The organism is Nocardioides sp. YIM 152315, assembly GCF_029210375.1.
Lineage (GTDB): Bacteria > Actinomycetota > Actinomycetes > Propionibacteriales > Nocardioidaceae > Nocardioides.
Window position 1 is genome coordinate 14,878 of the sequence record NZ_JARGER010000025.1, and the last position, 11,505, is coordinate 26,382.

General features: G+C 73.8%; 13 protein-coding genes and 1 pseudogene. 4 read left to right on the top strand and 10 right to left on the bottom strand.

Annotated elements, in window-relative coordinates:
- Positions 1-16: 16 nt before the first annotated feature.
- Positions 17-1,948, bottom strand: a complete 1,932-nt coding sequence (locus PZ894_RS07890) for a binary toxin-like calcium binding domain-containing protein (RefSeq protein WP_275743952.1) — start codon at positions 1,946-1,948, stop codon at positions 17-19.
- Positions 1,949-2,123: 175 nt separating this feature from the next.
- Here PZ894_RS07890 and uraH point away from each other — a divergent pair, with 175 nt between their 5' ends.
- Together uraH and PZ894_RS07900 are read left to right on the top strand one after the other, a co-directional pair.
- Positions 2,124-2,444, top strand: a complete 321-nt coding sequence (gene uraH, locus PZ894_RS07895; RefSeq protein WP_275743953.1) for a hydroxyisourate hydrolase — start codon at positions 2,124-2,126, stop codon at positions 2,442-2,444.
- A gap of 1 nt (position 2,445) precedes the next feature.
- Positions 2,446-2,913 (top strand): nucleoside deaminase, encoded by a 468-nt coding sequence (locus PZ894_RS07900; protein ID WP_275743954.1) that lies wholly within the window; start codon positions 2,446-2,448, stop codon positions 2,911-2,913.
- On the opposite strand, the gene PZ894_RS07905 is transcribed toward PZ894_RS07900, so the two are convergent.
- Positions 2,907-3,461 carry a TetR/AcrR family transcriptional regulator gene (locus PZ894_RS07905; RefSeq protein ID WP_275743955.1) on the bottom strand — a complete coding sequence of 185 codons (555 nt, stop codon included), beginning with the start codon at positions 3,459-3,461 and terminating at the stop codon, positions 2,907-2,909. The genes PZ894_RS07900 and PZ894_RS07905 overlap by 7 nt on opposite strands.
- Before the next feature lie 62 nt (positions 3,462-3,523).
- On the opposite strand from PZ894_RS07905, the gene PZ894_RS07910 reads away from it, so the two are divergent.
- Complete coding sequence (locus tag PZ894_RS07910) at positions 3,524-3,847, top strand: multidrug efflux SMR transporter (protein ID WP_275743956.1); 324 nt, start codon at positions 3,524-3,526, stop codon at positions 3,845-3,847.
- 157 nt (positions 3,848-4,004) lie between these two features.
- Here the strand turns inward: PZ894_RS07910 and PZ894_RS07915 are convergent, their stop codons facing one another.
- The 8 genes and pseudogenes from PZ894_RS07915 to pilM all read right to left on the bottom strand — a co-directional run bounded on the left by PZ894_RS07915 (position 4,005) and on the right by pilM (position 10,297).
- Entirely contained in the window at positions 4,005-4,295 is a 291-nt protein-coding gene (locus PZ894_RS07915) for an FAD-binding protein (RefSeq protein WP_345799142.1), read from the bottom strand.
- A gap of 79 nt (positions 4,296-4,374) precedes the next feature.
- A pseudogene (locus PZ894_RS07920) lies at positions 4,375-5,661 on the bottom strand (FAD-binding dehydrogenase); the annotation flags it as partial.
- A 53-nt stretch (positions 5,662-5,714) separates the two neighbouring features.
- On the bottom strand, positions 5,715-6,500 hold the full coding sequence (locus PZ894_RS07925; RefSeq protein ID WP_275743957.1) for an A24 family peptidase: 786 nt from the start codon (positions 6,498-6,500) through the stop codon (positions 5,715-5,717).
- A complete protein-coding gene (locus PZ894_RS07930) occupies positions 6,497-7,198 on the bottom strand; it encodes a hypothetical protein (RefSeq protein WP_275743958.1) in 702 nt (233 codons plus the stop codon). The genes PZ894_RS07925 and PZ894_RS07930 overlap by 4 nt, the downstream gene beginning before the upstream one ends.
- 67 nt (positions 7,199-7,265) lie before the next feature.
- On the bottom strand, positions 7,266-7,838 hold the full coding sequence (locus PZ894_RS07935; RefSeq protein ID WP_275743959.1) for a hypothetical protein: 573 nt from the start codon (positions 7,836-7,838) through the stop codon (positions 7,266-7,268).
- A 1-nt stretch (position 7,839) separates the two neighbouring features.
- Positions 7,840-8,484, bottom strand: coding sequence for a hypothetical protein (locus PZ894_RS07940; RefSeq protein ID WP_275743960.1), 645 nt, complete (start codon positions 8,482-8,484; stop codon positions 7,840-7,842).
- Positions 8,484-9,197 carry a hypothetical protein gene (locus PZ894_RS07945; protein ID WP_275743961.1) on the bottom strand — a complete coding sequence of 238 codons (714 nt, stop codon included), beginning with the start codon at positions 9,195-9,197 and terminating at the stop codon, positions 8,484-8,486. Before PZ894_RS07945 ends, PZ894_RS07940 begins: the two co-directional genes overlap by 1 nt.
- Positions 9,194-10,297, bottom strand: coding sequence for a type IV pilus assembly protein PilM (gene pilM, locus PZ894_RS07950; protein WP_275743962.1), 1,104 nt, complete (start codon positions 10,295-10,297; stop codon positions 9,194-9,196). Before pilM ends, PZ894_RS07945 begins: the two co-directional genes overlap by 4 nt.
- Before the next feature lie 101 nt (positions 10,298-10,398).
- Between pilM and PZ894_RS07955 the strand changes: the two genes are divergently transcribed.
- Positions 10,399-11,496, top strand: coding sequence for a PilT/PilU family type 4a pilus ATPase (locus PZ894_RS07955; protein WP_275743963.1), 1,098 nt, complete (start codon positions 10,399-10,401; stop codon positions 11,494-11,496).
- Positions 11,497-11,505: the final 9 nt, after the last annotated feature.

The window sequence follows — 11,505 nt, forward strand, 5'->3', positions numbered from 1 at the left end:
GGTCCACGACGGGCGGCTACCGGTTGCGCCTGCGCTTCGGCAGCTCGGCCGGGTTCGTGCCCTCCCGGATCTCGCGCTTGTCGCCGATCTTCCCGTGGTCGGAGTTCCAGTCGAGCGGGTTGGTCGGCATCCTGTTGAACCGCTTGTTCCTCTTGCCCGTCACCTCGGGCCGGTCGCGCAGGCCGTCGCGGTCGGAGTCCTTGCGGCGCGGGTTGCTGACGAAGCGCACGTGGTAGCGCTTGTTCTTGAACCCGCGGATCTCCTTGCGGTCCCGGATCCGATCGCGGTCGGAGTCGGCGCGCCTGGGGTTGGTGCGGACGAGACCGATCCGATGAGCCGGCTTGTGCCGCACCACGACCTTCGTGCGGATCTTCGTGCCGCGGACCTCCTTGCGGTCCCTGATCCCGTCGTGATCGGTGTCGGCGCGGCGCGGGTTGGTCGTCACCCGGCCGAGCGTCCTGACCTTGAAGCCGTTGACCTCGCGGCCGTCGTTGATCCGGTCACGGTCGGTGTCCTTCTTGACGGGAGAGGTCTTGATCAGCACCTCGCGACCGTCCGCGAGCTTGTCGCCGTCGGAGTCGGCCCGCGTCGGGTCGGTGCCGAACGTGGACTCGTTGCCGTCGGAGACCAGGTCGCCGTCGGTGTCGGGGCTCAGCGGGTCGGTGCCCTGCTGACCCTCCCGGCCGTCGGGTACGCCGTCGCCGTCGGTGTCGACGCCCGGCACGCCCGGTCCCGGCGAGGCGGGGTCGAGCGGGTCGGAGCCGTTGACGACCTCGTAGCCGTCGCCGTACCCGTCGCCATCGGTGTCGGCGTTGCCCGGGTCGGTCCCGTGGTCGGCCTCCTCGCGGTCGGTCAGGCCGTCGCCGTCGGGGTCGCGTCCGGTGCCACCGCCACCGCCACCGCCACCACCGCTGGCGCAGTCGACACCGCCGGCGGGCGCCGTAGCGCTGGCGGTCAGCGGGATCAGGTCGAGGCCGAGGATCGTGGTCGTGCCCTGCGCGACCCCGACGTGCAGGACCGTGGCCGCGCCCTCGGCCCCGGTGCCGTCGGCCGAGACGTCGTTGGTCTGCAGGCCCGGTGCCGACACCTCGAGGGTGAGGCCCGGGTTGCCCGGGATCGGAAGCGAGACCGGCGCCCCGTTCGACGGCACCTCGACGGCCTGACCACCCGCGACGAGGGTGATCGCCGGCGCGTCGTAGGTGACCGAGGCGTCGCCGGCGCTGCCACCGGCAAGCGCGGTGAGCGTCGGGACCGAGCCCACCCTCACCTGAGCGGCGCCGCCGAAGAGGCGGAGATCGAGGGTCGATGCCGACGCGGTGGCTCGTACGGCGTGGCCGCCGTCCCGCCCCACCAGCTCGGTGCGCTGGGACGTCGCCACGTTGTCGGGCAGGGTCAGCAGGTCGCCCACGCCGGGGACGCCGTTCGGCAGGACGGCGGCATCGGCGGTGCTGGCCACCGAGGCCGAGGACGCCTGTCCGCTGGGAACGCACGAGCCATCGGCCGTCGCGCGCGCCTGCGCGGTCGAGGTCGACACCCCGAGGTCCAGCAACGGCGCCGCGTTGGCCGGGACCGTGGTCTGCGTCGTCGGGCCCGGGTCGGGCGACGTCGGCGTCGCCTCGCTGTGGGCCGCGGAGAGCAGCGGCAGCAGGGTGCCGGCGACTCCGGAGCCCCCGATGTTGCGTGCGTCGGCCACGGCCCGCGGACTGATGGTCGCACCGCTCGAACCGGTGACCGCGGCCACGGAGAGGTCGGCCAGCGTGGGCGCGGGCAGGCCACCGACCGCGGTCACGTGGGCCACCTGCGCGCTCGTCGCGGCGGCGTACGCGCCCGGGTCGCGGGCGGCGGCGGCCGCCGTCGTCGTCCCGCCCGCGCCGACCAGGAGACCCGTGCAGCCCACCGCCAGGGCCGTGGTCGCAGCAGAGACCTTCTTCCTTCGCGTTCCAGTCATCGTCATCCCCATGTGTTCCGATGCCGACGCGGCGACTCCGCGCCGTTGCCCGGTCGGTGACCGATCCGTGCCGCGCTAAACCGTCGCACCGGGCGCGCGAATTGGACGGCCACGAGCCGGCCGAGGCCGTAGCCTCACTCACACGCCCGCCTTCGACCTCGGGAGGACCGCTGCCATGAGCACCCTGTCGACCCACGTCCTCGACACCAACGCCGGCGTGCCGGTCGTCGGGCTCCGGGTGCACCTCGGCAACGCCGCCGACGAGGCGCTGGAGACCGGCTCGACCGACGACGACGGCCGGGTGCGCTTCGCCGCCGACCTCCCGGGCGGCGTCTACGTGCTGACGTTCGAGACCGGGCCCTGGTACGGCGGCCAGGGACGCGAGACGTTCTTCCCGGTCGTCGGCATCGCCGTCGAGATCGATCCCGGCCGGCCGCACCACCACGTCCCGCTGCTGCTCAGCCCGTTCGCCTACACCACCTACCGAGGGAGCTGACGTGGCCGACGACCAGTGGCTCGCGCGGGCCGTCGAGCTCGCCGTCGAGAACGTCGCCGCCGGCGGCGGGCCGTTCGGGGCCGTCGTCGTGCGCGACGGCGCACTGCTCGCCACCGGGCAGAACCGGGTCACCCGAGACCTCGACCCGACGGCCCACGCCGAGATCGAGGCCATCCGCGCCGCCTGCGCCGAGGTCGCCGACTTCTCGCTGGCCGGCTGTGAGCTGTACACCTCCTGCGAGCCCTGCCCGCTCTGCGTCGCTGCCTGCCTGTGGGCGCGCCTCGACCGGGTCGTGTACGCCGCCGACCGCCACGACGCCGCCCGCGGGGGCTTCGACGACCGGGAGTTCTACGAGCTGTTCGACCGCGACCGCTCGACGTGGCCGACGCTGGTCCAGCCCGGCTCCCACCCCGCCTCGTTCGCGCCGTTCGACGCCTGGCTGGGCAGGTCCGACCGCGTTGACTACTGAACCCCGGCCAGCGCCTGGGCCGCGCGGGCGAGGTCGTCGACGCCGCGGGCGAGCTCGTCGGGACGGTCGGTGGCGAGATCGAGGTGGAAGCCGTACAGCGCCGAGTCGACCAGGGTGACGATCCGGCCGGCGCGACGCGCGGGCGCGCCGCTGCGCACCAGGTAGGCGCGCAACGACGCCGACCAGTGCTCGTTGCTGGCACGGGCCTCGCTCAGGTAGGGCTCGCTCCCGAAGAGTCCGGTGGCGGCCGCCTGCACGTAGACGTGCATGCAGCCGGCAAGCGGCTCCTCGCCGTACGCCGTCCAGAGCCGGTTGATCGCCGCTCGCACCGACGGAGCGGCCGGCAGCGCGTCGATCACCGCGACGCTGCGCTTGCCCGTGCGGGCGACGACAGCGGAGACCAGGCCGTCGCGGCTGCCGAAGTGGTAGATCAGCATCCGGTCGCTGGTGCCGATCGCGGCCGCCACCGGGCGCAGGGTCAACCCGACCAGCCCGTGCTCCAGCACGTGGTCGGTCACCAGGTCGAGCAGCTCCTCGCGACGGCTCACGGCGCCAGCGTAGCGAATGCTACAGTCATGTAGCAGTCGCTACACACGGAGGGAAGACAGTCATGCTCGCCGGGATCCTGCTGACGCTCGCCATCGCGGTGGAGGTCGCATCGAGTGCCCTGCTGCCGAAGGCCAAGGGCTTCACCGACATCCCGTGGACGATCGCGGTGGTGATCGGGTACGCCGTGGCGATCTGGCTGCTCACCGTCGTCGTGAAGACCGTGCCCGTGTCGATCGCCTACGCCATCTGGGCCGGCGCCGGCACCGCCCTCGTCGCCGTCGTCGGCTACCTCTTCCTCGGCGAGTCGATGGACTGGGTCAAGTTCGCGTCGCTGACGATGATCGTCGCAGGCGTGATCGGCCTGAACCTCACCGGCGCCCACTGATCGCCCGGGCGCCTCGCTCGTCTCCCCGGCCGCCCGGTGAAACGAGCTCGACACGACGTGCTTCTGCGGCAATGCCTGCGGTTCTCGGGTGTTGCGTTGCCCCAGAAGTGCGGGAATACCCGGTGCACCGGGTATTCCCGCACCGGGCGCCAGCCCGCTACACAGCGCCGGCGGCCGCGCGGCCCGCCGTACGCCCGGAGAAGAGACAGCCACCGAGGAAGGTGCCCTCCAGCGCGTTGTAGCCCATCATGCCGCCACCGCCGAAGCCGTTGACCTCGCCCGCGGCGTAGAGGCCGGGCAGCGGCTCCCCGGCAGACGTCAGGCAGCGACCGTCGAGATCGGTCTCGAGGCCGCCGAGCGACTTGCGGGTGAGGATGTTGAGGCGGACGGCGATCAGCGGGCCGGCCTTCGGGTCGAGCAGCTTGTGCGGGGTGGCGACGCGGATCAGCTTGTCGCCGCGGTACTGCCGGGCGCCGGATCGCGGTCACCTGCGCGTCCTTGGTGAACGCGTTGTCCATCTCGCGGTCGCGCTGCTCGACGAGCTCCCGCAGCTCGGCCTCGACGATCGACGGTGCCTCGGAGTCGCCGATCTCGTTCATGCCCCGCACCAGCTCGGCAAGGGTGTCGGCGACGACGAAGTCGTCGCCGTGCTGCTTGAACGCCTCGATCGGACCGGGTGCGCCCTTCCGCACCCGCGACAGCAGGAGCTTGAGGTCCTTGCCCGTCAGGTCGGGGTTCTGCTCCGAGCCGGAGAGCGCGAACTCCTTCTCGATGATCTTCTGAGTGAGCACGAACCACGAGTAGTCGTAGCCCGTCCGGCGCAGGTGCGCGAGCGTGCCGAGGGTGTCGAAGCCGGGGAAGTACGGCGCGGGCAGCCGCCTGCCGGTCGCGTCGAGCCACAGCGACGACGGACCCGGGAGGATCCGGATGCCGTGGTTGTCCCAGATCGGGTCCCAGTTGCGCAGCCCCTCGACGTAGTGCCACATCCGGTCGGGATTGATCACCCGGGCCCCGGCGGACTGGGAGATCTCGAGCATCCGGCCGTCGACGTGCGCCGGCACGCCGGACACCATCGTCTTCGGGGGCGTGCCGAGCCGGGCCGGCCAGGTCCTGCGGACCAGGTCGTGGTTGCCGCCGATGCCGCCGCTGGTCACGATGACCGCCTGGGCGCGCAGCTCGAAGTCGCCCGCACCGGTGCGGCTCGACGCCTTGCCCCGCTCGACGGAGCTCGGCTCCAGCACGGTCCCGCGCACGCCGACCACGACGCCACCCTCGACGACCAGCGCGTCGACCTGGTGGCGGAAGGCGAACCGCAGCCGGCCGGACGCCGCGTGCTCTCGGCAGCGCCGCTCGAACGGCTCGACCACGCCGGGACCGGTGCCCCACGTGATGTGGAAGCGCGGCACGGAGTTGCCGTGGCCGTCGGCCCGGCCGTCGCCGCGCTCGGCCCACCCGACCACCGGGAACACCCGGAGCCCCATCGCCCGCAGCCACGCCCGCTTCTCGCCGGCGGCGAAGTCGACGTAGGCCTCGGCCCAGCGCCGCGGCCAACGGTCCTCGTCGCGGTCGAACTGCGCGCTGCCGAGCCAGTCCTGCAGGGCGAGGTCGCGCGAGTCCTTGATGCCCATCCGGCGCTGCTCGGGGCTGTCCACGAAGAACAGGCCGCCCAGGCTCCAGAACGCCTGGCCGCCCAGCGACTGCTCGGGCTCCTGGTCGAGCAGCACGACGCGCTTGCCGGCGTCGGCGACCTCGGCGGCCGCGGTCAGGCCGGCGAGCCCGGCGCCCACGACGATGACGTCAGCGATCTCGTCCACGGCGGGATCCTCGCAGATCCGGCCGTCCCGGCGAACGCCAGGTTACTCGTCGGTCAGCCGAGGCCGACGAGGCGCAGGTACGCCGAGGCGAGCGGCTGCCCCGCGATCAGGCCGAGCAGCGCACCGCTGAGCAGGAACGGTCCGTGCGGGACCGCGGTGCCCCGCCGCGCGACTCCGCCGGCGAGGAGCACCCCGCCGACCAGCGCACCGACGACGAACCCGGCCGCCAGTCCGACCAGGGACGCGCCCCAGCCGTGCCAACCCAGGGCGAGGCCGAGGACGGGCGCGAGCGCCACGTCGCCGAGGCCCATCCCGCGTCCGCGGGTCGCCAGCCACACGCCGCCGTAGACCCCGAGCCAGAGCAGCAGCGACAGCAGGGCGACGGGCACCGGACCGGTGCCGTGGAACGCGACGTCGATCGCCAGCGCGACGACCGTCCCGACCGCCATCGCCCCGGTGACGGGGAAGGGCAGCCGGCGGTGGTCGAGGTCGATCATCGCCAGCGCGACCCCGGCGGCGACGACGACCAGCACCGCGGCGGCGTACGGCGTGGCTCCGAACCGCCAGCCCGCCACGACGAAGAGCGCACCCGTCGTTGCCTCGACGAGGGGGTAGCGCACCGCGATCGGCGCCGCGCAGTCGCGGCAGCGACCGCGCAGCAGCAGCCACGAGACGACGGGCACGTTGTCGATCGGACGCACGGCGTGCGCGCACGCCGGGCAGGCCGAGCCGGGTGAGACGACGGACAGGCCGGCGGGCACCCGGTGGATCACCACGTTGAGGAACGACCCGACGACGAGCCCGAGCAGGCCGAGGGACGTGAGGTACGCCGAGGTCACCGCGCCTCGCCGGTCAGCTGTCGGAGGAGCGCGGTGCGCTCGGCCGCGCCGACCACCGCGGCCAGTCGCTGCCGTCGTCGGTCGCCGGTGCGCTGCTCGCCGGCGACCAGGGCCCAGCGCAGCTCGACGGTGGCCAGCGCCTCGTCACCCGCGGTCGCGGCCGCCGCGCGCAGGTAGGACTCGAACGCCGCCGCGTCGGACCGCGTGGCGAGCAGCTCCGCGGCGTCCGCATCGCCCTCGGCGGCGAGCGCGCCCGCCGCCGCCGCGCAGTCGGCGGCCTCGACCGCCAGCAGCTGCGCACGATCGGGGTCGGGGGTCCTCGGTGGTGGGGTCGGGACGACACGCGCACCGAGGCCGCTCAGGTGGTCGAGGCTCGGGAGTCGAGCGGCGAGCAGGTCGTGCACCGACTCGTCGAAGGCGTGGACCAGCGCCCGCCGCGCGATCTCGGCGACCTCGCGGGCGTCGAGACGGGCCTCGGGCCGAAGGTCCTGGGCCACCGCCTCGAGGGAGGCGGCCACGGAGTCGCCGACGGCGGCGAGCTCGGCCGCAGGGTCGGGGGCGAGGTCGAGTCCGTTCTCCATCAGCAGGTCCTCGAGCGCGTGCACGTCGGCGAGCCAGGCGGCGAGCTGGGCACGCCGGACGTCGCCCTGGCGGGCGTGGGCCTGCGACAGCGCGGCGTACTCGTCGGAGAGACTCATGCGGGGTCCCCGCGGAATCGTGCGCTGGAGGAGCGCAGCGGGGGAAGCGTGCGATTTCGTGGGGTGCTCATGCGGCACTCCCGCGGTGCCGACGGCGCTGGCGTCGCGGCTCGGGGCTGGCCGGCGGCGGCACGGGCAGCACCACCTCCGGCGTGTCCACGGCGGCGAGCACCGGTACGGCGGCCGCCTCGGCGACCTCGGGACCGTCGACGACGACCTCGTCGAGCTCGCCCGACGTCGCCTCCAGCACGGGCATCTCCTCGCCGGCGACGAGGGGTCGGGCCAGGCCCGGCTCGGCCGACAACTGCTCGAGGCAGGCCGTCACGCGTGCGGCGGCGAGCCTCGGGTCGTCGTCCGGCGCGATGCGCGAGGCGACTACGCGGGCGACGAGCAGGGCGCGGCGCAGCCCGTCGCCGGCGTCGGCGGCCACGGCGGCCACGGTGGGCGCGGGTGCGGAGACCGGCGGCGCGGGCGCCGGGTCGGTGACGGCGGCCAGTGCCTGCTCGAGGGAGCGGACCTGCGCGCGCAGCACCCGCAGCTCGGTCTCCGGTGCCAGGTCGGCGGTCAGGTCGACGGTCGGGTCGGCGGCGACCTCGGTCGCCGGCTCGGCTGCTCGGGTGCGGCGCGATCGCAGGCCCATCTCAGTCCTCCTCCGGGGTAGCGCTGACCAGGTCGACGACCTCGCCGGGATCCGGCACCGGTGGCATCACGAACATGTCACCCGACACGGTGGTCGTGTAGATGCCCGACTCGGTCGCCGCAACGTCCAGCCCGGTGATCAGGTAGGCGCGGTCCATGTGCTCGAGGTTCTTCAGCAGCTTGCGGGTCTGGTCGTAGCTGCCGGTGATCGAGACCGTCACCGTCTGCCGGGCGAGGCCGGACCGAGGCTCCGGGGCGGGCGTCGTCGTCCCTTCGGCCTGGGTGGCGTCGCCGACGACCGGCGGCGTCGGGGCCAGGGTGGTGACCCCGTCGGATCCGATGCCGGCGTCGACCGCCGCCGCCGTGACCTGCTCGAACAGCCCGGGCTGGTCGGCGGTCGCCGGGAACGACGCTGCCAGCTTGCTCGCCGTACGCCGGGTCTCCTCGAGGCCCTCCTGCTGCCGCTGCAGCTGGGCGAGCTGGAGCGTGAGCAGGGCGTTCTGGTCCTGGGTGGTGGTGATCTGCTCGCGGACCTCCGCGAGGTCGTCGGTCTCGGGTCCGACCACGAGGATCCAGCCGAGCGCTGCCAGCACGAGCATCGTGAGGCCGCCGACGACCTTGGTGGCGGCGGGGCTGCGCAGGTTCATCACGAGCCACCCTTCGTCGGGTCGGCGTACCTGCGGCTGTAGACGCGGTCCGACAGCCCCACCGAGCCGCTGAACGTGACCTCGGAGGAGTCCGCCGTCGTGGTCGTCGAGATGAACGGCTCGACGAAGCGCCGGGACTCGCCGAGCGCGATGACGAGCTCGCCGACGTCGGCGCGGCTCGGTGCCGTGCCCGACAGCAGGACGCAGCCGATCACGGGGTGCGTGGCGAAGGGGTCCGGTCCGGGGCACGCGTTGACCGAGGCGTCGGCGGCGGGGTTCGGCGCCGTACCTTCGCCGGCCGGGTCGGTGGCCACGGGCGGGGCGACGGTCACCGCGATCGTGGTCAGCTCCGCGCCGTCGGGAGCGGCGTCGCGGATGCCCTCGAGCACCTCGGAGAGGTGGACGTCGCCGGCCATCGCCAACGCGGCCATCGCCTGCTGTGCGGCGATGCCGTTGACGAACGTGCGCACGGGCGCGAGGCGCTGCGTCTGGACCGTGAGACGGTCGGTCTCGGCCCGCTCGACCGCGAGGGCGTCCTCCGCGTCCCGGACGCGCAGGTGCTGCGCGCCCCAGGCGAGGCCGACGACGAGCAGCACGGCCAGGCCTCCGGCCACGAACCACCGTCGCAGCCGGCGCGCGGCGAGTCGGGCGAACGCCGGCTCGGAGAGCAGGTTGACCGACGGCAGGGTCGGCGGGGCGGGCGAGCGGGTCATCGCGGCACCCCCAGCCCGAGGCCCGAGGCGACCGTCAGCGCGGGGGCGTCCGCCTCGGTGATCCGCAGCCGGCCGGGCACGCGCAGGCCGGGGCGCACGTCGAGGTGCTCCACCGGCACCTGGAGGGCGGCCGTGAGGTGCTCGTCGAAGCCGCCGAGCCGCGAGGCGGCACCGGTGAGCACGATCCGCTCGATGCCCGCGACGGCGGGGTCGGCGCTGTCGCGGTAGAAGTCCAGCGTGGTCGCGATCTCCGACACGAGCCGGTCGACGGTGCCCGCGACGACCTGCTGTGCCGCGTGGTCGAGGCCGTCGCGGCCCGGACCGAGGACGCTGCGCTGCGAGTCGTCGAGGCGCGCGTGGCCGGGAAGGCCGACGAACACCTTCGTCCGCTCGGCGTCCTCCCAGGCCCACTCGTAGGTGTCCTGGATCGCCTTGGTGATGGCCTCACCACCGACGCCCGGGATGATGCGTGCGTACGCCGGGACGCCGGCGGTGTGCACGACGACCGCGATGACGTCGGAGCCGACATCGATGAGCGCCTCTGGTCGGTCGCAGGCCGGTCCGAGGCGGTGCCGGGCGCGCAACGCGGCGAACGGCACCAGGTCGACGCCGCACACCCGGAGCCCGGCGCGCTCGGCCGCGGCCACCAAGCCGTCGATCATCTCGCGGGACGCGGCGACGAGCAGGATCCGGGCGACCCGACGCGGCGTACCGTCCACGCCGGCGACCTCGAGGTCCTCGACGAGGTGGTAGTCGAGGTTGGCCTCGTCGACCGAGAACGGCAGCACGTCCTGCACCTGGTAGCGCAGGGCCTTGCGGAAGTCGGCCGGCGGCATCCAGTCGAGGTCGAGCTGACGCACCAGCACCGCGCCGTTCGCGACCCCGAGCCGCACGTCCTTGGTCGAGAAGCGACCCCGCGACCACAGCTCACGCAGCGCGCCCGCGAGCGCTTCGGGGTCCCCCACGGTCCCGGCGCGCACGACTCCCGGCCGCAGCGGCACCTGCGCGAACCGGCGCAGCTGCGGGCGCCGGCCGCCGGCCAGCTCCGCTGCTCGGACGCCGGAGCCGCCGACGTCCAGGCCGATCTGAGTCCGGGACATGGATTCCTCTAGTTCGGGATATCGAGGCCGATGGGAAGCACGTGACATCTCCCCTATCGCCCGGTACCGCCCGGACCTGACCCCCGCGACCCAGAAATCTGATGACACTCCAGATCACGCCGCTTCTCCAGGCGGTCGTCACCCACCAGGGGTCCGACCTGCACCTGAAGGCCGGCGTCGCGCCTCGAGTCCGCATCTCCGGCACGCTCGTCCCGCTCCAGTGCGACCCGCTCGGCGGCGACCAGCTCGAGGCCCTCGTCCGGGAGACGATGACCGCCGAGGTCGCGGACGGCTTCGCCGCCACCAACGAGGCCGACTACGCCCTGCACGTCGACGGGGTCGGCCGGTTCCGGGTCAACGCGTTCCGCGCTCGCGGCGGGGTCGGGTGCGTCCTCCGCTCGGTCGGCGACGAGCCGCGCACGCTGGCCGAGCTCGAGATGCCCGAGGCCGTGCACCGGCTCGCTCTCGAGCACCGCGGCCTGGTGCTGGTCACGGGCCCCACGGGGTCGGGCAAGTCCACCACGCTCGCGGCGATGATCGACGCGGTCAACGAGACCCGCGCGGCCCACATCCTCACCGTCGAGGACCCGATCGAGGTCGTGCACCGCGACAAGCGCGCGAGCATCAGCCAGCGCGAGCTCGGCACCGACACGGCGAGCTGGCCGGTCGCGCTGCGCGCCGCCATGCGCCAGGACCCGGACGTGATCCTGATCGGTGAGATGCGTGACGCCGACACCGTCCGGGCGGCCGTGTCCGCCGCGGCGACCGGCCACCTGGTGCTCTCGACGCTGCACACGACCGACGCCCGCGAGACCGTCAGCCGGGTGGTCGACTTCTTCCCGCCGTACGAGCAGAAGCAGGTCCGCCTCGCGCTCGCCGCGTCGCTGCGCGGCATCGTCTGCCAGCGCCTCGTGCGTCGCGCCGACGGCTCCGGGCGGGTGGCGGCGCTCGAGATCGCGGTCAACACGCCGCGGCTGGCCGAGGCGATCGCCACGCCAGACCTGACCGAGACGATCCCCGCGCTCGTCGCCGAGGGCGGCTACTCGGGGATGCAGACCTTCGACGACCACCTGGTGCGGCTGGTGCTCGACGGCACGGTGACCATCCGCGACGCCAAGGCGACCTCGTCGAACCCGCACGACTTCTCCGTGCTGCTCAAGCGCGCCGGGGTCGACCCGACGCTGGTGGACCAGACGTGATGCAGGAGT